A 21,691-nucleotide genomic window follows, 5' to 3' on the forward strand; every position below is an offset into this window, starting at 1 on the left:
ATGAACCACGTCATCTTCAAGACTCCGCTGGTCGTCGCCGTGGCCGCTGCCGGCCTCGCCCTGGCTGGCAATGCCACTGCCCAGTCCACCGACCTCGAAGCTCGCCTGGCCGAGCTGGAAGCACGGATCGAAGCTGCCGAGCAACGAGCCGACGCCGCCGAAGAGCGTGCCGAGCTGGCCGAGGCGCGGGCTGACGAGCGGCTCTCCGACGAGGAGGTGGAGGAGCGCCTGGCCAAGGTGGAACGCCACGCCAGCGGCGAGGAGGGCTTCTCCTTCAACGCCTATGCCCGCTCCGGGCTGCTGATCGGAGACGACGGCAAGAGCGCCGAGGGCGGTCCCTATCTGACCCCCGCCGGCGGTAACGGCGGCGCGGTCGGCCGCCTGGGCAACGAGCCGGATACCTACGCCGAGGCGATTCTCAACTACCGCATGCGCTTCGACAACGGCGCCAAGGCCAAGTACACCACCATGCTGGCCGACGGGGTGACCACCAGCAATGACTGGACCGCTGACGAGTCGAGCCTCAACGTGCGCCAGGTCTATGCGGAATTCAGCGATCTGCCGAGCTTTACCGGCGCCTTCGAGAACGCCTCTATCTGGGCCGGCAAGCGCTTCGACCGCGACAACTTCGACATCCACTGGCTCGATAGCGACGTCATCTTCCTTTCCGGCACAGGCGCTGGCATCTACGACATGCAACTGGGCGAGGTCTGGACCTCCAATCTCTCCCTCTACGGGCGCAGCTTCTCCGATTACCGGGTCGACAGTGAGAACCCCGACGACACCGGCAGTACCGACAACCTGATCCTGACCTCCAACAACTATTTCGGTGACTGGCAGTGGATGGTCAGCGGCATGTCCGCTGCTGACAACGACGAGCGCGATATCGACCTCGGCCAGACGGCCGCCGACGGCGGCTTTCATACCATGGTGGCCTACCACGGGGACAGCTTCTTCGGTCTCTCCGAGGGTAACTTCAAGGCAGCACTCATCCACGGCCAGGGACTGGGCGCCGAGGTCAAGAGCATCGGTGCCGACGGCGACCTGACCGACGACGCCACCACCACTCGCGTTGGACTCTACGGCACCACCTACCTGGCGCCGCAATGGCGCGTGGCCCCGGCGCTTCTCGCCGAGACCAGCGAGGACCGCTATGTCGACGGCGATCAGTATGATTGGGTGACTCTCAACGTGCGCCTGGCCAACGAGCTGACCGAGAACTTCGAGATGCAGTACGAAGGCAGCTACCAGTGGATGGATCTAGATCCTCAGGGCTTCGGTGGTAACAACGCCGTTGAGGGCGACTATACCAAGCTGACCGTCGCCCCGACGTTCAAGCCCGATGTGGGTGGCTTCTGGAAGCGTCCGGAGATCCGCTTGTTCGTCTCCTGGAGCGACTGGGACGACGAGCTGAACGGCTACAGCGACGACGATGCGCTGGGCAGCGACGGCTTCACCGGCAGCGAGTGGACCTTTGGCGTGCAGACCGAAGTCTGGTTCTGAGGGAGGCACCGCGGGGCCTACCTAGCCAGCTGTTTCGATCCTTGCCTGCGGCATGCCGCAGGCTTTTTGCGACGCATCGGTCGTCGATATGAGCGATTCGGAACTCAGCGGGAGGACGCGCTGGCCAGCACGCCCTGCGCCACCCACCAGCCGACCACCAGAAAGGCCAGCATGCCGCCCAGGATCCACTGAAAAGGCGCCCCCAGGTCGAGCATGACGCCGAGTACCGCCGGTGCCAGCCCGGTGGAGAAGACCATGGCGGCGCTCAGAGTGGCGCGGACCGTGCCCAGGTGCTCGGCGCCCCAGATGCGCACCAGCAGGCTGGTGGCGATCGATTCTTGGGCGCCCATGGCCAGGCCGCCCCCCACCATCAGCATCCACACACCGAGATCGCCGCCTAGCGTGAGCGCTACCAGCAGCGCCGCGGCGTAGGGCAGCAGGTAGAGTCGGGCCAGGCGAACCGGGCCCAGGCGGTCGACCCAGCGTCCTCCCATCAGCGCTCCGGGCAGCTTGGCCAGCCCCATGCCGGTGAGTGCCAGGGCATATACCGCCAGGCTGCTGCCCAGGTCCGTCGTGAGCCGGGCTTGATAGATGAACAGCCCGGTCATGGTGATCGGCAAGGTCATCAGCAGCGGCAGCAGCTGCCAGAAGCGCCGCTCGCGGAAGGGGCGCGGCCCGTCGCGGCGCTGGCCGCGGCGGGGGCGTTTGCCCGGCGCCGGGGGCCAGGGACCGCGCCACATGGCGTACCCCCACAGCGTCAGCAGCACCAGGCCGAACAGCCACCACAGCTCTCGCCAGCCCAGCCACACCAGCAGGGCGGCCATCAGCGGCGGCAGTGCCGTTTCGCCGAGCATGATGCCCATGCCCACCAGCCCCAGGGCACGCCCGCGCAGGTTGGAAAACTCACGCCCTGCTAGAGTGTTGCCCAGGTGGCTAAGCATACCCTGGCCGCAAAGCCGAACCATTCCCAGGCCGAGCAGCCCAAGCCCCCACCAAGGCGAGAGCGTGAGCAGCAGCACCCCGAGGGTCAGTGCACCGAGCACCAGCAGCGCGAAGCGCCGCGGCGGTACCCAATCGATGGCCGGCCCCAGGCGCAGCATGGCGAACCCCGCCACCAGCGTGACGGTGGCGTAGGCGGTGCCGAACTGACCGGCGGTCAGTCCCAGCCGTTCGCTGATCGGGGCCTGGAAGAGCCCGATGAAGAAGCTCTGGCCCAGGCTCGACGAGAACATCGCCAGGAAGGCGATGCCGAGCAATCCGCGGTGATCGCGTAGAAGCGTGCGGTAACCCATGACGCTATCCCAGTGCAGTGGCAAGATGGTCGCTGGCGGCGGCCGGCCGCAAAACCCTAGATGATAGCAGCTGAGCACCGCCGACAGGCGGTGGATTCCGCCAGCGTGGACGGGAGAACGAGATGAACCATCCGGAACTGGATACGGACGCCGTGGTGGTGCGCCTGCACGCCTTGCGTGAAGCGTTGCGGGCGGAGAGCGAGTCGAGCCGCTCGGCGCGAGATACCGTGATGCTCGACCAGACCTCGGTAGGGCGGTTGTCGCGCATGGATGCCCTGCAGGGGCAGGCCATGGCCAAGGCCGAGGAGGAGCGTCGCCAGCTCGCCCTGAAACGCATCACCGCGGCCCTGCAGCGTATCGAGCGCGGCGAGTACGGCGAATGCATCGAGTGCGGCGAGTGGATCGGCAAGCAACGCCTGGAGTGGGATCCGCTGGTACTCAAGTGCATCGACTGCGCTGAGTGAATCTACTGGCTAGCGGGATCCTCGATGGGGGCCTCGCGCGGGCGCAGACGCCGCGACAGGGCATCCACGACGATGTTCAGCGCGGCGGTGATCAATAGCAGGAAGAACGCCACGTCGAACATCAGATAGTCGAACCCCTCTTCGATGTAGAAGCCGAGCGTGGCGACTCCCAGCATGCCCAGCACCGCGGTCTCGCGGAGGATGACCTCAGCACGGTAGTAAAGCAGCGCCAAAAGCCCCGGGTAGACCCGCGGCAGCAGCTCGTAGGCGAGGCGGCCCGAGCTCGGCATGTCCGGCATGCCGGGTGCGATGGCGTCGGCGTGACGAGCGACCAGGAAGGCGATCAGCGCGCCGTTGTGCAGTGCCAACGCCAGCCAGGCAGGCAGCAGCGAGGGCCCGAGCAGCAGCAGGAAGACGAACGCCAGCATCAGCTCCGGCGTGGAGCGCAGGAACACCAGCAGGCCATGTCCGGCCAGCCGCGTGGCGCGATTGCCGAAGTGGCGGCAGGCCAAAGGCCACAGCGCCAGCGCCACGACGAGCGCGCCCACGGTGCCGAGCAGGCCCAGTAGCAGGGTGTTGCCGATGGCCGGCCCCAGCTCGGGCAAGCGCACGACCCACTCCACGAGCCCGGCCCAGTCGCCGGCGAGCAGCGGCGCCGGCCAAATGTCGGTCGATACGAAGCGCCACAGCAGGGCGCCGTCCACGCTCGGCCAGGGGCCGAGCAGCCAGGCCCCCACCACCAGCAGCACGGGGATCAACCGGCGATGTCCCCACCAGGGCAAGCTGGCGATCAGCAGATAGAAGAGCCACAGCAAGGCTCCGGCTTCAGGGTAGCGTCCTTCGCGAAAGGCCGTTTCGAGGTGGAAGCCGAGGGTGGGCAGGCCGACGAAGCCGAGCAGCACGCTGGCGCGCAGGGCGCACTCGAAGCGGTAGCGGGTGTAGGCTGCCATGCGAGCCCAGGCCAGCGGCAGCTCGGCGTAGACGAAACGCGACAGCCGGCCGACGCCGGGGGCGAGAGCGTCCCGCGCAGCGCGGGGAGTCTGCTCGAGGATCTCCGCATAGACTTTGGCGAAGATGCCGGCGTAGGGAACGGTCAGCGCCAGCAGGGCGGTCAAGGCCGACAGCCCGAACACCTGCAGGAAGAGCACGGCCCAGAACAGTTCGTGGATGGCGCGCACGAAGGCGCAGCCGGCACGCACCAACCGCGAGCGGGCGAACAGCAGCGCCAGGGGAAACCCAAGCACGAGCCCACCGAGGGTCCCCCACAGGGCTACGGCCACGGTGAGGCCGAGTGCCGAGAACGGCGACTCCAGCGTCCCCCAGGCCGGCCAGACCAGTCCTCGCGTCATGCGCCCGAGCTCGGCCCAGGGATCGCGGGTGAGGATCGCCAGATCGGCGAGCGGCAGCAGCACCACCGCCAGCGCCACCAGGGTCAGCGTGTGGCGCGCCAGGCGCACGCCGGGCGTGGCGCCGGCCAGCCAGCCCGGGCGCCGCTCGTCGATGCCGGCTTCGCTCATGCGCTTCCCCGGCCGCAGGGCAGGGTGGCCAGGTCGACAGGGGTGGGCGGAGTGCCCGACGGAGACGAGTCGGCGTCGGGGTAGAGGGCATCAAGGTCGGCGAGGCTCAGATCACGGGTCGCCGCGTCGATTGTCAGGCGCCCGTCGCGCAGTCCCCATACCCGGTCGAAGTGAGACAACGCCAGCTCGCGCTGATGCAGGACGACTACCGTGGTGGCATGGCGCGCCTCGATCAGCGCCAGCAGGCGCAGCGCTTGGTGGGGATCGACGCTGGCCAGCGGTTCGTCGCCGAGAAACAGCGCGCGTCCCTGATGGAAGGCACGTGCGATGGCCACGCGCTGCCGCTGGCCGCCGGAGAGCTCGCCCACCGGACGACGCAGCAGGCCGTCGAGGCTGAGCTCCTTCGTCAGTTCGGCGATCTCGCGCCAGGGTGTCTCGAGCGGGCGCACCAGGTTCCACAGGTTGGCCAGCGCCGAGCGCTCGGCGAGCCGACCCATGTAGACGTTGTGGTAGACGGCAAGCTGAGGCACCAGGCCGTGGTGTTGTGGACACCAGGCGGCACGCTGGTCCAGTCGCGCACGCAGGGCGGCGAGCAGCGTCGACTTGCCGGCGCCGCTGGGGCCCAGCAATGCCACCCGCTCGCCCTCGTGCAGCTCGAGCGAGAGGTCGTGGAGCACCGCGCGATGCTGCCTGCCCCGACCATGGCCCAGGGATTCGCCGTTCAGGACGATCAGGGGGCGGCGTTGCTCGCTCTCCATGTCGTGATCGCTCAGCGCAGCAGGCCCAGGTCTTCAGCCACCCTCTCGATGGGCTCGTACATGGCGTTGTCGGCGGGGATGAACGTCTCGCGCGGGAAGGAAGCGAGCAATTCGGGGTCGCTCATCTCCAAGAAAGCGGCCTGGACTTTCTCGGTGAAGCCCTCGCCGAAGCGTTCGTCGGCGTCGCCGCGCAGGGTCCAGTTGTAGTCGGGGTAGGGTGGCGTTTCCCAGATCACGCTAACCTTGTCGGTATCCACGCGCCCCGCTTCGACGGCGGCGTCCCACACGGTGTAGTTCACGGCGCCCAGGTCGTAGGTGCCGGCCTCCACCAGGGCGATGGTGCGCGAGTGATCGCCGGAGTAGCCGATCCGCGAGAACAGTGCCTCGGGACTGGCGCCATCGAAGCGCTGGCGCAGGAAATGTTCGGGCATCAGCCGCCCTGAGGTGGAGGTGCGCGAGCCAAAGGTGAAGGTCATGCCCTCAATCTCATCGGAGAGTGCGTCGCTGCGCTCGAGTCCCGTGGACTCGTGGGCGATGACGTAGCTGACGAAGGCGTCGTCCTCGCTGCCCTGGGCCAGCGCCTGGGAGCCCGGTACCAGGCGGCGTGCCTGCACGCCCGAGAGACCGCCGAACCACGCCAGTTGCACCTGGTCGTTGCGAAAGGCGGTGACTGCCGCCCCGTAGGATTTCACCGGCACGTACTCCACCTCGACGTCCAGCCGTTCTTCCAGGTAATCGGCGACCTTCGAGAAGCGCTCGATCAACCGCGACTGGTCCTCGTCGGGAATGGCGGTGAAGCGAAAGGTCTCGGCCGCTGCGGCCGGGGCGACGAGCGCAAAGACGACGGCGGTGAGTACGGTACGGTGCATGGGGCTCTCCTTGGCGATGGGTAAATCACCATTGTTCCGCTGCACCCTCTGCATGGCAAGTGGCGTTCGCAGCGGCCGGCATGGCTTCAGATATTTTGCGTAAATTTACGTATTTATTTGGCATTTATGAGACCAAGGTCGCATACATGAATCGGTTCATCTAACTAGAATGTCGTTTATTACCTTAATTTCAGGCATGGCCCTCGGGAGTATCGCCCGGCTGGTCCACTCAACCGACTCGAAGGAGGCTTCCATGCACGCCCTCACCCTGGCGTCCTTCCTGTTCTTCACGGGGCTGGTCGCCTTCATCACCTGGCGCCTGACCCGGCGCGACGACCACTCGAGCACCAGCGGTTATTTCCTTGCCGGGCGCACGCTGACCTTCCCGCTGATCGCCGGGTCGCTGCTGATGACCAACCTTTCCACCGAGCAGATGGTGGGCCTCAACGGTGCCGCCTTCGCGGATGGCCTCAGTGTGATGGCCTGGGAGGTGGTGGCAGTCATCGCCCTGGTGGCGTTGGCGCTGTTCTTTCTGCCGCGCTTCCTGAGAAGCGGCATCGCCACCCTGCCGCAGCTGCTGGAGATCCGTTTCGACCGGGGTACGCAACTGATCTGCAACATCATCTTTCTGATCGCCTATGCGGTGATCCTGCTGCCGATCATCCTCTATTCGGGCGCCATGGGGCTGCAGGGCATGCTCGACCTGCAGGGGCTCACCGGCATTCAGTCGCCCACCGTGCTGCTGTGGCTGACCGTCTGGGTGGTGGGCATCATCGGCTCCGTCTACGCGCTGTTCGGCGGTCTGCGCACCGTCGCCGTCTCCGACACCCTCAATGGGGTGGGTCTGCTGATCGGCGGCTTCGTGATCGTCTACTTCGGCTTGCAGGCGATCAGCGACGGCAGCGGCGTGCTGGAGGGCTGGAACATCCTCAAGGAGAGCGACCCGGAAAAGCTCAACTCGATCGGCGGCGCCGAGCAGCAGGTGCCCTTCTTCACCCTGTTCACCGGGGTCTTGTTGATCAACGTCTTCTACTGGACCACCAACCAGCAGATCATCCAGCGCACCTTCGCCGCCAGGACCCTGGCCGAAGGGCAGAAGGGGGTTCTGCTGACCGGCTTTCTCAAGCTGCTCGGGCCGCTCTACCTGGTGCTGCCGGGGATCATCGCCTACCACCTCTACGCCGACCAGGGCGTACACGCCGATGAGGCCTACGGCCAGCTGGTGTTCAACGTGCTGCCGCCCTACCTGACCGGCTTCTTCGCCGCGGTGATGGTGGGGGCCATCCTGTCGTCGTTCAACTCGGCGCTCAACAGCACCACCACCATCTTCAGCCTGGGCGTCTACAAGGGCGTGCTCAAGAAGGATGCCACCGAGGAGCAGGTGGTGAAGTCGGGCAAGGTGTTCGGCTGGATCATGGCCGCGGTGACCATGACCATCGCTCCGCTGCTGGCCGGCCAGGAGAGCCTGTTCGGCTACCTGCAGAAGATGAACGCCATCTATTTCATTCCCATCCTGGCGGTGGTGGTGGTTGGCCTGCTGACGCGTTGGGTGCCACCGATGGCGGCCAAGATCGCCCTGGTGGGCGGTTGCCTGCTGATCGCCGCCGGTTACTTCGTGCCGCCCTTCGACAAGCTGCCGGTGATCATGCACGAGTTCCACTTCGTGGCCCTGGTGTTCGTATTGCTGGTGGCGATGATGCTGCTGATCGGCAAGCTGCGCCCCCGCGAGACCGCCTGGGTCCACGAGGACGTGCAGGCGGTGGACCTGACCCCGTGGAGGGGTGCCGTACCGGTAGGCGTGGTGCTGGTGCTGCTGGTGGTGACCATCTACGCGGTCTTCGCCGACTTCTGAGCCGCCGTCACGGCTCGCTTTCTGCCGCGTGATGCCGCCTCGATGGGGTCCGGCGGGGCGGCATCGTGAACAGTCAAGAGGAGGGGCGCCCCTCAGCCCTCAGCCGCGGGGCGTGGCGGGGTAGCGGGTTTCCTGCAGGCTGTCCTTGATCTTCTTCAGGTGGGACAGGAAGTCCTCGCCGCGGCGCAGCGTGACCCCGGTGGCCAGCACGTCGATCAGCGTCAGCTGGATCATCCGCGAGGTCATCGGCATGTAGTAGTCGGTGTCCTCGGGGGTGGGGATGTCCAGCGTTTCGGTGCACTCCCGGGCCAGCGGTGAGCCGGGAGCCGTGATGCCCAGTACCACGGCGCCGCTTTCGCGGGCCAGTCGGGCGATGTCGACCAGCTCCCGGGTGCGCCCCGTCCAGGAGATCACCACCACCACGTCACCGGTGTGGCAAGCGGCGGCGATCATGCGCTGCATCAGCACGTCGACGTAGGAGGTCACCGGCAGGTTGAAGCGGAAGAACTTGTGCTGGGCGTCCTGGGCCACCGCGCCGGAGGCGCCGAGGCCGAAAAAGTGGATCTGCTTGGCCTGGGTGAGGTAGTCGACCATGCGCTCGATCTTGGCAGGATCGATGTCGCGGTGTGCCTGGTCCAGGGCGGCGATGGTGGCGCCGAAGATCTTGCCGGTATAGGCCGCCGCGGCGTCGTTGGGCTCCACTGCCTGGCTGACATAGGGCGTACCACCGGCCAGGCTCTGGGCCAGCTTGATCTTGAAGTCCGGATAGCCCTTGGCATCGAAACTGCGGCAAAAACGGTTGACCGTGGGTTCGCTGACCGAGGCGGCCTGCGCCAGGCTGGCGATGCTCAGGCCCGTTGCTCGGGCGGGATCGGCGAGAATCACATCGGCTACCTTGCGCTCGGAGCGATTGAGCTCGTCGAGGCGCTGGCGTATTCGTTGCAGCAGGTCGTGATCGGCCATGGTGTCGGAGTGTCTCCATAGGGCGGTAGGGAGTCGGTACGGCTCGGCTATACCGAGAATGTGGTGATTTTACGACATCATGCTCGACATGCTACCTCGTCACGGGGAATCGATGCGAGCATGGGCCGTCAGGCTAGGCTTTTTGTTTGGTAAAATTACATCTATTATTGCGTAATGCCGTACATATGACGTACATTTTTTGGTAAATTAACCAGATGGGAGTCGACATGAACGCAGCCACGCGGTCAAGTGAGGAGAGCGGTTCCGCGATCGATCTGGCCCTTTTCGGGGCCTTGGGTGATTTGTCGCAGCGCAAGCTCTATCCCGCGCTCTACCATCTTGACCGCGAAGGGCTGCTGGCCGATGCGACCCGTCTGCTGGGGCTGGCTCGCCAGCCGCTGGATGTCGCCGCCTTCCGCAAGGAAGTGGAGACGGCGCTGGCGACCCACGTCAAGGCGGCCGAGCTCGACCGTGCGACGCTGGCGCGCTTTTTGGCCCGCCTCGACTATCGCCAGCTCGACTTCACCGCCGAAGAGGGCTATGCAGCGATCCGCGAGTGGCGACAGGAGGGCGAGGTACGGCCATTGGTGGTCTATCTGGCGGTGGGGGCGAACCTGTATGGCGACATCTGCCGGTACCTGGAGGCCAGTGGCAGCCTCGACGAAGCGAGCCGCGTGGTGGTCGAGAAGCCCATCGGCTACGACCTCGACTCATCCGCCGAGATCAACGACGCCATCGGTGCGGTCTTCCCCGAATCGCGCATCTACCGCATCGACCATTATCTGGGCAAGGAGACGGTGCAGAACCTGATCGCCCTGCGTTTCGCCAACCCGCTGTTCGGTACCCAGTGGAACCAGAACCACATCTCCCACGTGGAGATCACCGTGGCCGAGAAGGTGGGCATCGAGGGGCGCTGGGGTTACTTCGACGAGGCGGGCCAGCTGCGCGACATGGTTCAGAACCATCTGCTGCAGCTGGTCTGCCTGATCGCCATGGACCCCCCGGCCAATCTCGATGCCGACGCCATTCGCGACGAGAAGGTCAAGGTGCTCAAGGCGCTCAAGCCATTCAGCGAGGCCTCGCTGGGGCGCGACGTGGTGCGAGGCCAGTACATCGCCGGCACCATCGACGGGGCGAGCGTGCCCGGCTACCTAGAGGAGGAGGGGGCCAATCGCCACAGTGATACCGAAACCTTCGTGGCGATGAAGACCGAGGTGGCCAACTGGCGCTGGGCCGGGGTGCCGTTCTACATCCGCACTGGCAAGCGCCTGCCCGAGAAGCTCTCGCAGATCGTCATCCACTTTCGCCAGCAGCCGCACTACATTTTCGACCCCGACCAGCGCAACCTGGCCGCCAACAAGCTGGTGATCCGCCTGCAGCCCGACGAGGGCATCGCGCTCGAGGTGCTGACCAAGGACAGCGGCCTGGACAAGGGCATGCGCCTGCGCCGGGGCCCGCTGCATCTCGACTTCAACAGCGCCTTCCCCAAGACACGGATTCCCGATGCCTACGAGCGACTGTTGCTTGAGGTGATCAAGGGGCGGCAGTATCTCTTCGTGCGCCGCGACGAAGTGGAGCACGCCTGGCGCTGGTGCGACGGCCTGATCGAGGCCTGGCACGACCTGGGCGAGGCGCCGCGCCGCTATCCGGCCGGCTCCTGGGGCCCCGTCGCCTCCATCGCCATGATCACCCAGGATGGCCGCAGCTGGTATGAAGACTACTGAGAGGCGGCGACCGCTCTCCCACGACCGTCATTACCTTCGGGATGCCGAGGGCCGCTACGAGGACGACCGACATGAATGCATCTCCCCGCGAGCAACTGGCCGGTCAGCTCGCCGAAGCGGCCGCCGCCGGTCTGCGTACCGATCTCGCCAGCCGCGAGCGTGCGCTGCTAGTGGTTTCCGGTGGTTCGACCCCGGTGCCTTTCTTTCAAGCGCTCGCTGCCGCCGAGTTGCCCTGGGAACGCGTCGAGGTGACGCTCGCCGATGAGCGCTGGGTGGCCGAGGACGACCCCGACAGCAACGCCCGCCTGGTGCGCGAGCACCTGCTGCAGGGGCCGGCGGCGGCGGCTACCTTCGTGCCGTTGACCTCCGGCCATGATACCCCAGAGGAGGGTGTCGCCGAGGTGGCCGGGCGGCTCGAGTGCTTGGCCTGGCCGGCCAGCGTGGTGGTGCTGGGCATGGGCGGCGATGGCCACACCGCCTCGCTGTTTCCCGACAGCCCCGAACTCGCGCTGGCACTCTCCACTGCCGAGACGGCGGTGGCGGTGCGCACGCCCAGTCAGCCCCAGCCGCGCCTCACCCTCAGCGCTGACCGACTGCATCAGGCGCGACGTCATCTGTTGCACATCACCGGTGACGACAAGCGCGCCGTGCTGGCACGGGCGCTCACGGGCGACGACACTCGCGAGTTGCCGGTTCGTGCCTTTTTCTCCTGCCCATTGGCCGTCTACTGGGCCCCCTGACCGATTACCGCCGACCGCTTCTGGAGTGCTTGCCATGACCATCGACAAACAGCTGCCATCCACGCGCACCACCGAACTCGACAGCATCTGCCTCAAGGCCGAGGTGATCCCGGTGCTGGCCATCGAGCGGGTGGAAGATGCCGTGCCCCTGGCCCGTGCCCTGGTGGACGGCGGCCTGACGGTGCTGGAAGTGACCCTGCGCACCGATTGCGCCCTGGAGGCGATCCGCCGCATCAACGAGGCGCTGCCCCAGGCCAGCGTCGGCGTGGGTACCGTGCTCACGCCGGCGCAGTACCGCCAGGCCGAACGAGTGGGGGCGGACTTCGTGGTCACGCCCGGCACCACCGAGGCGCTCTATCGTTATGGCGTGGAAAGCCCGGTACCGATGCTGCCCGGCGTGGCCACCGTCTCCGAGCTGATGGCCGGCTGGCAGTACGGCTATCGGCGCTTCAAGTTCTTTCCCGCCGAGGCCAGCGGCGGCATCAAGGCGCTCAAGGCTTTCGCCGGTCCCTTGCCCGAGGCGCGCTTCTGCCCCACCGGCGGCATCAATCTCGACAATGCCGAAGACTACCTGGCGCTGAAGAACGTCATGTGCGTGGGTGGCTCCTGGCTCACCCCCAAGTCGCTGGTCGCCGCCGAGGACTGGAGCGGCATTCGCCAGCTCGCTCGCGAGGTGGCGGAGCGTTTCCACCACTGATGCTCAGAACGCTTCCCACTCCGGCTCGGCTGCGCTGGCGGACCGTGCCTTGACCCGCCGGTGGCGTGGCGTCGGATCGATGGCGGGCGGCTGCGAGGGATTGGCGGTGTTGCGCGTATGCTGGCGGGGTGGTTCGCTATCCGGCAGAAAGGCCTGGGCACTGTGTGACAGAGCCTGAATTTCCTGGCTGAGCGAAGTCGTGGCCGCCTGATAGCTCTGCATGCTGCTCGCGCTGGTCTGTGTTGCCTGGTCGATTTCGCCGATGGCCTGGCTGATCTGCCCGATGCCTTGGCTCTGCTCGGCGGCCGCTGCGCTCAGCTCTCCCATCAGGTCGTTGACCCGGTGGCTGGCCTGCTTGATCTGGGACATGGCGGTTTGCGCCTCGTCGGCTCGACTTTCTCCCGTCTGGATCTCTTGGCGTGCCTGAGTGATCAGCGACTGCACGCGATGAGCGGCGTCCGCCGACTGACTGGCAAGTTTGCGCACCTCCTGGGCCACCACGGCGAAACCGCGGCCGTGCTCGCCGGCCCGTGCAGCTTCCACCGAGGCGTTGAGTGCCAGGATGTTGGTCTGGAAGGCAATTGCATCGATGGTGCCGACGATGCCGGCCATGTTCTCTGCCTGGCGGGTGATGGCCTGCATGGAAGCAGCCAGCGCCTGCATGGTGTCGGCGGCTCTGTCCACGGCTGCGACGTTGCCTGCCGAGGCCGAACTGGCCTGCTGTGCGTGTTCGGCGCTCTGGTTCACCGTGGCGCTGATCTGTTCGGTACTGGCGGCCGTCTCCTGTACCGAGGAGGCCTGTTGCTCCAGCCGGCTGGCCATGGCGTCGTTGTTGCGGATCAGTCCGGCCACCGCCGGGTTGACCACGTCGACACGGCGGTTGAGATCGCCGATCAGTGCGTCGAGGGACTGGCGCATGAAGTTCAGCGAACCGAGCATGCGACTCAGCTCGTTGCGTCCCAGCGAAGGTAGGTCTGCCTTGAGGTTGCCGGCGGCGACCTGCAGCGCGAAATCGTTGGCTTGATGGAGCGAGCGGCGCGTCGTGCTGCCGAACCGCCAGGTGAACGTTGTGAGCAGTGTGCCACCCACTACCCCGATGCCGCCCAGCCACAGGGCGGCGGTAGCCGCTACCGGTTGCAGCAAAGTGGCCGTGGCCACGCCGAGCCCGGCGGTGAGCAGGAAGGTGGCCGCCGAACTGGCGACAGTTCGTGCCTTGATGCTGCGCAGGTCGAGACGGCTCGGCAGGTGCAGCAGTCCGCGTCGATAGGCCTGGCCATGCTTGACGCCATAACGGCCTCTGCGTTCACGAATGTCCTCGTACACGGCTTCGGCCTGGGCGATCTCCGCGGCGCTGGCCTTGACGCGAATCGAGGCAAAGCCCTTGAGCACCCCCTCCTCACGAATCGGCACCACATTGGCTCGCACCCAATAGTGATCGCCGTTCTTGCGACGGTTCTTGACCAGCCCCGACCAGAACTCGCCGGCCTGAAGGTCGTGCCACATGTCGGCGAAGACGCTCCCCGGCATGTCCGGGTGACGTACCAGGTTGTGCGGCGATCCGTGCAGTTCGTCGTAGTCGTAGCCGCTCACTTCGATGAAACGCCGGTTGGCGTAGGTGATGATGCTGCGCGGGTCGGTCTTGGAGATCAGGACGTCATCGTCGCGCAGGGCGTACTCGACCTGGGTGACGGCACCGGTCTTGCGCATGAGGCTTCACTTCCTTGGCTGGGTGATCAATGGCGTGAGCATCCACCACGACACAGCCTTTGTAAAGCTATCGTCCCGATAAAGTAAAATTCTTGTATAGCTAATTGTCGCTGGTTTGTCAGCCCAGGCCCGCAGCAGCCCGTGCCGGGGCTGTGCGGGTAGCCGTCATGCCGGCAGCCTTCATCGGCGCTGTTTGCGCCGAGGGCGAGTCGGGCCAGTGGATGGGGTCGCTGGGGAGTCGGCCGCCTTCTCGGGAGAGCGGGCATGATGTGTGCCGCGGGTGAAATGGTTGCGTACCAGTGCCAGCAACCCCTGGGTGGAAGCGTCGAAGTCCTGGCTGTGGGCGTCGATGCGACTGCTGATCTCGCCGGCGATCTGCTTGCCGAGCTGAACGCCCCACTGGTCGAAGGAGTTGATGTTCCAGATCACCCCCTGCACGAACACCTTGTGCTCGTAGAGCGCGATCAGCGCACCCAGGTTCTTGGGCGTCAGCTCGTCGAGCAGCAGGGTGCTCGAAGGGCGATTGCCCGGGCAGCTGTAGGGGTCTAGCTGGCCGCCTTGCTGGCTGCCCTCCATGAAGGCGTTGGCCTGGGCCAGCATGTTGGTGAGCAGGGCGAAATGGTGATCCTCGAAGCCCGGCTCTGGCTTGAGCGAGGCGATGAAGTCGATGGGCACGTAGCGGGTGCCCTGATGGAGCAGCTGGAAGAAGGCGTGCTGGCCGTTGGACCCGGTCTGTCCCCAGACGATGGGGCCGGTCTTGTAGTCCACCGGCTGGTTGAAGATGTCCACCGATTTGCCGTTGGACTCCATGTCCAATTGTTGCAGGAAGGAGGGCAACTGGTGCAGAGCCTGGTCGTAAGGGACGATGGCGTGGGTCTCGGCACCGTGGAAGTTGATGTACCAGATGCCGATCAGTGCCATCAGCACCGGCATGTTGTCGCGGAATGGGGCTTTGAGGAAGTGCTGGTCCATCTCGTAGGCGCCTTCGAGCAGTTCCATGAAGCCGTCGAAGCCGATGGAGAGCGCGATGGGCAGGCCGATGGAGGACCACATGGAGTAGCGCCCGCCCACCCAGGCCCAGAACTCGAAGACGTTCTCCTCGCGAATGCCGAACTCCATGGCCGCGGTCTTGTTGGTGGAGGCGGCAATGAAGTGGGCGCCCACGTCGGCGTCTTCGCCGGCGTTCTCCAGAAACCAGCGGCGTGCCGTCTTGGCGTTGAGCAGCGTCTCCTGGGTGGAGAAGGTCTTGGTGGAGACGATGAACAACGTGGTGGCCGGGTCGAGGCGGTTGAGCACCTTCTGGATGTGGGTGCCGTCGACGTTGGAGACGAAGTGAAAGCTGAGATCGGGATGACGGTACTTGAGCAGCGCCCGGCAGGCCATGTTGGGCCCCAGGTCGGAGCCGCCGATGCCGATGTTGACCACGTCGGTGATGCGCTTGCCGCTGTAGCCGGTCCATTCGCCGCTGCGCACCGCGTCCGAGAAGCGTTGGATCTGTTCGCGGGTGCGTTGAATTTCCGGCATCACGTCCTGGCCGTCGACCATCAGCGGCCCTTCGCCCAGGGTGCGCAGGGCGGTGTGCAGTACCGGGCGATTCTCGGTGACGTTGATGATGTCGCCGGAGAACATCTGGGCGCGGCGTTGCACCAGCGCCGAATGTTCGGCCAGTTCGATGAGCGTGTCGAGCACGTCTTCCGAGACCTGGTGCTTGGAGTAGTCGAGGAACAGTCCGCCGACGCGCAGGCTCATCTTATCGAAGCGTTCGGGATCGGCGGCGAAGTAGTCGCGGATGCGGTCGTTGGCGGTCTCGGCGTGCAGGCGCTCGAGCGCCTGCCAGGTGACGCTGCGGGTCAGGTGGAACATGGGGGCGCTCCAAGGTGTTGAGTCGGCAAGATGCTATTTATGTAATAATACTACAAGGTTGAACGTGCAAGGCGAAACCATTCAAAGCCTCGCCGGTTTCTCGTAATAAAACGTCATGGGCGGCCCTCGGCCTGCCCATGACGTTGCCGGATCAAGCGTTGGCGGTGACGGCGACGGGCGCAGCGCTTCGTTTGAGGGCAGCATAGCCGAGCCCGGTGACCAGCGAACCGATGACGATGGCGCCGAGGTAGAGGAATGCCGGCGTGATGGCGTTGGGAATCAGTAGCACGAAGATCCCGCCGTGGGGCGCCATCAACTGGGCGCCGACCAGCATGGAGAGCGCGCCGGTGATGGCCCCGCCGATCATGCTCATGGGGATCACTCGCAGCGGATCCTTAGCGGCGAAGGGGATGGCGCCCTCGGTGATGAAGCAGCAGCCCAGCACCAGCGAGGCCTTGCCAGCCTCGCGCTCCGGATCCGAGAACTTCGACCTGGCTACCAGGCTGGCGATGCCCATGCCGATGGCCGGCACCATGCCGGCGGCCATGATGGCTGCCATGGGGCCGTAGGTCTCGGAGGCGAGCAGGCCCACTCCGAAGGTATAGGCGGCCTTGTTGACCGGTCCACCCAGGTCGAAGCACATCATGGAGCCGAGCAGGATGCCCAGCAGTACGGCGTTGGCCGAGCCCATGGTCTCGAGGAAGGCGGTCAGTGCCGAGAGGACGGCCGCCACCGGTTCGCCGATCACGTAGATCATGACGAGCCCGGTCACGAGGCTTGCGATCAGTGGAATGATCAGGATCGGCTTGAGCGACTCGACGCTCGCCGGGAGTTTGACGTGGGTCGCCACCGCTTTGGCCACGTAGCCGGCCAGGAAACCGGCCAGAATGCCGCCGATGAAGCCAGCGCCGATTTCCGAGGCGAGCATGCCACCGACCATGCCCGGGGCGATGCCGGGGCGGTCGGCGATGGAGTAGGCAATGTAGCCGGCGAGCACCGGGATCATCAGCGCGAAGGCGGTGCCGCCGCCGATCTGCATCAGTGCCGCGGCAAGCGTGCCCTCCTGCTCGAAGGCCTCGATGCCGAACACGAAGGACAGGGCGATCAGCAGCCCCCCGGCCACCACCATGGGCAGCATGAAGGAGACGCCGGTGAGCAGGTGCTTGTAGACGCCGCGCTCCTTGACGCTCTTCTTCGCCTCGCCGCCGGCGGCTGCAGCGCTCTCCACGCTGGCTTCTGCCAGCGCTGCCTCGATGGTGGGCCGGGGCTTCTTGAGCGCGTTGCCGGTGGAGGTGCGGTAGACGCGCTTGCCGGCGAAGCGGGTGGGGTCCACTTCGATGTCGCAGGCGAGTATCACCACGTCGGCGTCGCGGATCTCCTCGTCGGTGAGGGCGTCCTGGGCACCCACCGAGCCTTGGGTCTCGACGCGGATGGCGTGTCCCAGCGCCTTGCCCGCCTCGGCGAGCGCTTCCGCGGCCATGAAGGTGTGGGCCACGCCGGTGGGGCAGGCCGTCACGGCAACGATCTTCCGGCCGTCGGTTGCCTGTTCGTCGAGAGGGGCTTCCTGCTCGGCGGGTGGTACGTACTCAGTGGCCTCGCGGTCGGCACGCTCGAGAAAGGCTCGTGGGTCGGGCAGTGCCGCGTCGATGGATGCCTGGAAAAGCCGCTTGCCGGCAAAGCGTTGCGGAGCGGGCACGTGGTCGGCGGCGATCACGATCAGGTCGGCGGCGGCGATCGCTTCGGCACTGATCGGGGTCAGCGGTTCGAGTTCGCTGTGCATCTCGACTTCCATTTGCCAGCCGAGGCGGCCGGCGGCTTGTTCGAGACGGCGGGCAGCGAGGAAGGTGGTAGCCATGCCGCTGGGGCAGGCGGTGACGAGGATGGCGTTCATGCGAAGGCTCCCCCCGCATCGACGTCGTTGAGGCGCCGTACACGGGTTTGCTGTTGGAGTTGCGGGAAATCGGCGGCGCGGGGATCGCCCACGCCGACATGACGGACGGATTCGGCGGAGAGCGCCGTGGCCAGGCGCAGGGTCTGCTCGGCGGTGTGCCCCGAGAGCACGCCGTGCAGCAGGGCGGCGACCAGGGTGTCGCCGGCGCCTACCGTGCTGACCACGGCGAGGCGTGGCGGCATGGCCTGCCAGGCGCCGCGCCGGCTGACCCACAGCACGCCCTGGTCGCCAGCGGAAATCAGCGCTTCCTCGATGCCTTCGGCGTAGAGCCGCAGCGCGGCCGAGAGGCGCGCCTCGACGCTTTCCAGGCGGCGTCCCGCCCAGGCAGCCAGTTCGTGCTCGTTGGGCTTGACCGCGGTGGGGCGAGCGGCGATGGCGGCAGTGAGCGCCTCGCCGCTGGTGTCGACCCATACCGCCAGCCCGGCACCGCGCAGGCGGGTGACCAGGCTGGCGAGGTTCTCCGCGGTCACGCCCGGTGGCAGGCTGCCGGCGATCACCACGGCATCGGGTCGGCGGCGAGGATCGGCCAGGCGCGTATCGAGGCCGTCGAGCAGACGCTGCCAGGCAGTCTCATCGATGGTCGTCCCCGGCCCGTTGATGTCGGTGACCCGGCCGTCGGCCTCGGCGAGCTTGGCGTTGATGCGCGTCTCGCCGGGCACGCGCAGGAAGGCGTCCTCCACGCCCAACGCTTCGAAGGCGCGCAGGAAGGGGCCGTCGTTGTCGGCGCCGAGAAAGCCCGACACCGTGACGTCGTGCCCCAGCGCGACCAGCACGCGTGCCACGTTGACGCCCTTGCCGGCGGCATCGAGGTGGGTTTCTCGAGTGCGGTTGACCTTGCCGAGTGCGAGTCGCTCGAGGCCGATCGACAGGTCCAGCGCCGGATTGAGAGTGAGAGTGAGCACGCGGGCCATCAGCGCACCTCCAGGACGTTGCGTACCGCCTCGCTGGTGGCCTGAGCCAGCGCCAGCCCGGCCTGAGTGCGTGCCTCCTCGCTGTCGAACTCGCGCAGGCGGGCCTTGACCAGCGGCACCTGGCGGGCGCTCACCGAGAGCTCGTCGATGCCCAGGCCCACCAGCACCGGCACGGCGGTGGCGTCACTGGCCAGCTCGCCGCACACCCCGACCCACTTGCCGTGGGCATGGGCGGCCTGCACGGTCATCTCGATCAGTCGCAGCACCGCCGGATGCAGGCCGTCGGCCTGGGCGGAGAGCTGAGGATGGTCGCGGTCGATGGCCAGGGTGTACTGGGTGAGGTCGTTGGTGCCCACCGAGAAGAAGTCCACCTCGGCGGCCAGGCTCGGGGCGAGCAGGGCGCAGGAAGGCACCTCGATCATCACGCCCAGTTGCAGATCGCTGGCGCGCTGCTCGGCAGGGATTTCTTCGAGGAGGCGGTCGACGATCTGCCGGGCGGCGCGAAACTCCGCCACGTCCTTGACCATCGGCAGCATGATGCGCAACGGCTTGCCGGCGGCGGCCATCAGCAGGGCGCGCAATTGGGTCTCGAGCACCTCGGGACGGGTCAGGGTCAGGCGAATGCCGCGCAGGCCGAGGAAGGGGTTGGCCTCCTGGGGTACCGGCCAGTAGGGCAGCGGCTTGTCACCGCCGACGTCCAGGGTGCGCGCCACCAGTGGCCGGCCGTCCAGGGCATCGAGCGCCTCGCGGTACTCGGCGATCTGGGTATCGAGATCGGGCAGCTTGGCGTGGGCCATGAACAGGAACTCGGTGCGCAGCAGCCCGACGCCTTCGGCGCCGCGCTCCACGGCATCGGCGGCGTGGGCCGTGTTGCCCAGGTTGGCGGCTACCTCGATGCGGTGGCCGTCGCGGGTGCGTGCCTCGTCGAAGCGGGCCTCCCAGGCCTCGGCTTCGCGCCGCTCGCGCTCGGCCAGGCGCTGCTGTGCAGCGTCGCGCCGTTCGGTGGAGGGGGCCGGTGTGATGCGCCCGCGTTCGCCGTCGAGGATCAATTCGGTACCGCCCTCGAGCGTCATCACCCGCGGTCCGGCGCCGACCACGGCGGGGATGCCCAGCGCTCGGGCGAGAATGGCGCTGTGGGCGGTGGCGCCGCCGCGGGCGGTGAGCAGGCCGCGTACGCGGCGGGTGTCGAGTCGCGCCACGTCGGAGGGGCCGATGTCGTCGGTGACCAGAATGTAGGGATGGTCCGGCGGGTCGGGCCGCTTGACGTCACACAGGATGCCGAGAACGCGGCGCCCCACGTCGCGCAGGTCGGCGGCGCGTTCGGCGAGCAGCGGGTCGGCGAGCCGCTCCTGGGCCTGGGCCGCGGTCTCGATGGCTTCCCACCAGCCGGCTTCGGCCGAGGCGCCTTCACCGATCGCCTCGCGGGCTGCCTGGTGCAACTCGCCGTCCTGGAGCATTTCCTCGTGCATGGCCAGTATCTGCGCGACCTCGCCGCCGCGGGCCTCGCGGACCAGTGCCTCGAGCTGTTCGGCGCCCTCGCGGATCGCCGACTCCAGGCGCTGGGTCTGGGCGACGGGGTCGTCGGCACGCTCCGGATAGTCGAAGCGCGGCGTTTGCAGCACGAAGGCCGGAGCGATGGCGAGCCCCGGCGAGGCGGCCACGCCGGGGTGGGGCTCGTCGGCGGGCAGTGGCTCGGGCGGCGGGGTGTCGTCCTCGCGTGGGGCGACGTGTTCGCGGCTTTCGTCGAAGGGCAGCACCGCTTCGCCGAGCCCGCTCGACACGGCCTCGCACACCGCGGTCAGCGCCGCCTCGGCGTCCTCGCCCTCGGCGGAGAAGGCGAGCTGCTGGCCGCGTCGCGCACCGAGGTTGATCACCTTGGTGAGACTGGTGGCCGAGACTGGCTGGCCGCCCGCTTCGGCGAGGCGCACGCGAACGGGCACGGCCTGTTCGCGGGCCACCTGCACCAGCTGCTTGGCGGGGCGGGCATGCAGGCCATGGGCGTTGAGCACGCGGGCCAGCCGGGTGTGGGCCGTGGTGGACTCGCCAGAGAGACGCGCCAGCACGGTGGCGGCATCGGCGCCGCGCAGCGCCTGGCCGTTACCGTTCTCCAGCAGAGCCAGAAGGCGCTCCAGCAGGCTCTTGTGGGCGCTGCCGTCGGCGGCCAGGCTGAACACGCCGGTGACGGCCTCGTTCGCCTCGTGCACGGCCGTTTCGGGAGTCGCCAGGGCGAGCGCCGGTGTCTCGACGCCGCGGCCGCTGGTGGCCAGCCACAACCCCTGGCCCAGGCGCACCGGGGCGTGCTCGGCCACTGCGGCGACGAAGTCGCTGCCCACGCAGCCGAGCTGACGCAGGCGGGCGGCTCCGGCCAGCGCCAGTTCGCGCACGTCACGGGCGGGAAAGTTCAAGCACAGGGTGTCGGCGTTCAGGCGCGCCTCGATCGCGGACTTCGACAGCAGTCGCGCCACCGTAGCGGCCGACTCGGCTGCGGCCAGACGCTGGGCGATGCTGTCGTCGTCGAGCACGTGGGTGAGCTGACGAAGGATGTCGAGATGCTCGTCGCTCTGGGCGGCGATGGTCACCAGCACGTGGACGCGCTCGCCGTCGTGCCACTCGACCCCAGCGGGGAACTGCAGTACGCGAATGCCCGTGGCACGCACGTGCTCGCGACTCTCGGCGGTACCGTGGGGAATGGCGATGGCGTTGCCGAGATAGGTGGAAGACTGTGCCTCGCGGGCGTAGAGGCCGTCGCGATAGGCGGGCGCCACCAGCTCGGCGGCGTGGAGTGCCTCGGCGGCCTGGTCCAGGGCGTCGCGCCAGTCCGCAGCCTGGCAGCCGAGCCGGATGTCTTCCGGGCGTAGGGTCAACATGGGGTTCTCCTCT

Annotated in this window: 16 protein-coding genes; 6 read left to right on the forward strand and 10 right to left on the reverse strand. The window is 67.1% G+C overall.

Annotated elements, in window-relative coordinates; translation table 11 throughout:
• On the forward strand, positions 1 to 1,503 hold the full coding sequence (locus GFD32_RS14725) for a carbohydrate porin (protein ID WP_163577359.1): 1,503 nt from the start codon (positions 1 to 3) through the stop codon (positions 1,501 to 1,503).
• A 104-nt stretch (positions 1,504 to 1,607) separates the two neighbouring features.
• Here GFD32_RS14725 and GFD32_RS14730 read toward each other — a convergent pair whose 3' ends face one another.
• Complete coding sequence (locus GFD32_RS14730; RefSeq protein ID WP_163577360.1) at positions 1,608 to 2,795, reverse strand: MFS transporter; 1,188 nt, start codon at positions 2,793 to 2,795, stop codon at positions 1,608 to 1,610.
• 122 nt (positions 2,796 to 2,917) lie between these two features.
• Here GFD32_RS14730 and GFD32_RS14735 point away from each other — a divergent pair, with 122 nt between their 5' ends.
• Positions 2,918 to 3,259, forward strand: coding sequence for a TraR/DksA family transcriptional regulator (locus GFD32_RS14735; protein ID WP_163577361.1), 342 nt, complete (start codon positions 2,918 to 2,920; stop codon positions 3,257 to 3,259).
• A gap of 2 nt (positions 3,260 to 3,261) precedes the next feature.
• Here the strand turns inward: GFD32_RS14735 and GFD32_RS14740 are convergent, their stop codons facing one another.
• From GFD32_RS14740 to GFD32_RS14750, 3 genes are read right to left on the reverse strand one after another with little or no spacing between them, the layout of a single operon-like run.
• On the reverse strand, positions 3,262 to 4,776 hold the full coding sequence (locus GFD32_RS14740; protein WP_205599148.1) for a PhnE/PtxC family ABC transporter permease: 1,515 nt from the start codon (positions 4,774 to 4,776) through the stop codon (positions 3,262 to 3,264).
• Entirely contained in the window at positions 4,773 to 5,534 is a 762-nt protein-coding gene (locus GFD32_RS14745) for an ATP-binding cassette domain-containing protein (RefSeq protein ID WP_163577362.1), read from the reverse strand. Before GFD32_RS14745 ends, GFD32_RS14740 begins: the two co-directional genes overlap by 4 nt.
• An 11-nt stretch (positions 5,535 to 5,545) precedes the next feature.
• On the reverse strand, positions 5,546 to 6,403 hold the full coding sequence (locus tag GFD32_RS14750) for a putative selenate ABC transporter substrate-binding protein (RefSeq protein WP_163577363.1): 858 nt from the start codon (positions 6,401 to 6,403) through the stop codon (positions 5,546 to 5,548).
• 253 nt (positions 6,404 to 6,656) lie between these two features.
• On the opposite strand from GFD32_RS14750, the gene GFD32_RS14755 reads away from it, so the two are divergent.
• Positions 6,657 to 8,255 carry a solute:sodium symporter family transporter gene (locus GFD32_RS14755; protein ID WP_163577364.1) on the forward strand — a complete coding sequence of 533 codons (1,599 nt, stop codon included), beginning with the start codon at positions 6,657 to 6,659 and terminating at the stop codon, positions 8,253 to 8,255.
• Positions 8,256 to 8,354: 99 nt separating this feature from the next.
• Here GFD32_RS14755 and GFD32_RS14760 read toward each other — a convergent pair whose 3' ends face one another.
• Positions 8,355 to 9,218, reverse strand: a complete 864-nt coding sequence (locus tag GFD32_RS14760; protein WP_163577365.1) for a MurR/RpiR family transcriptional regulator — start codon at positions 9,216 to 9,218, stop codon at positions 8,355 to 8,357.
• 227 nt (positions 9,219 to 9,445) lie between these two features.
• Between GFD32_RS14760 and zwf the strand changes: the two genes are divergently transcribed.
• The 3 genes from zwf (at position 9,446) to GFD32_RS14775 (ending at position 12,379) form a co-directional block, all read left to right on the forward strand.
• Entirely contained in the window at positions 9,446 to 10,942 is a 1,497-nt protein-coding gene (gene zwf / locus GFD32_RS14765; protein ID WP_163577366.1) for a glucose-6-phosphate dehydrogenase, read from the forward strand.
• Between the two features lie 71 nt (positions 10,943 to 11,013).
• On the forward strand, positions 11,014 to 11,682 hold the full coding sequence (pgl, locus tag GFD32_RS14770; RefSeq protein ID WP_163577367.1) for a 6-phosphogluconolactonase: 669 nt from the start codon (positions 11,014 to 11,016) through the stop codon (positions 11,680 to 11,682).
• 34 nt (positions 11,683 to 11,716) lie between these two features.
• Positions 11,717 to 12,379 carry a bifunctional 4-hydroxy-2-oxoglutarate aldolase/2-dehydro-3-deoxy-phosphogluconate aldolase gene (locus GFD32_RS14775; RefSeq protein ID WP_163577368.1) on the forward strand — a complete coding sequence of 221 codons (663 nt, stop codon included), beginning with the start codon at positions 11,717 to 11,719 and terminating at the stop codon, positions 12,377 to 12,379.
• A 3-nt stretch (positions 12,380 to 12,382) separates the two neighbouring features.
• Here the strand turns inward: GFD32_RS14775 and GFD32_RS14780 are convergent, their stop codons facing one another.
• The 5 genes from GFD32_RS14780 to ptsP all read right to left on the reverse strand — a co-directional run bounded on the left by GFD32_RS14780 (position 12,383) and on the right by ptsP (position 21,678).
• Positions 12,383 to 14,086, reverse strand: coding sequence for a methyl-accepting chemotaxis protein (locus GFD32_RS14780; protein WP_163577369.1), 1,704 nt, complete (start codon positions 14,084 to 14,086; stop codon positions 12,383 to 12,385).
• 180 nt (positions 14,087 to 14,266) lie between these two features.
• Entirely contained in the window at positions 14,267 to 15,949 is a 1,683-nt protein-coding gene (pgi, locus tag GFD32_RS14785; protein ID WP_163577370.1) for a glucose-6-phosphate isomerase, read from the reverse strand.
• Positions 15,950 to 16,100: 151 nt separating this feature from the next.
• Entirely contained in the window at positions 16,101 to 17,840 is a 1,740-nt protein-coding gene (locus GFD32_RS14790) for a PTS fructose-like transporter subunit IIB (RefSeq protein ID WP_163577371.1), read from the reverse strand.
• Positions 17,837 to 18,811, reverse strand: coding sequence for a 1-phosphofructokinase (pfkB, locus tag GFD32_RS14795; protein ID WP_163577372.1), 975 nt, complete (start codon positions 18,809 to 18,811; stop codon positions 17,837 to 17,839). Before pfkB ends, GFD32_RS14790 begins: the two co-directional genes overlap by 4 nt.
• Entirely contained in the window at positions 18,811 to 21,678 is a 2,868-nt protein-coding gene (ptsP, locus tag GFD32_RS14800) for a phosphoenolpyruvate--protein phosphotransferase (RefSeq protein ID WP_163577373.1), read from the reverse strand. The genes pfkB and ptsP overlap by 1 nt, the downstream gene beginning before the upstream one ends.
• Positions 21,679 to 21,691: the final 13 nt, after the last annotated feature.

The sequence above is a fragment of the Halomonas faecis genome (assembly GCF_010993975.1).
Lineage (GTDB): Bacteria > Pseudomonadota > Gammaproteobacteria > Pseudomonadales > Halomonadaceae > Halomonas > Halomonas faecis.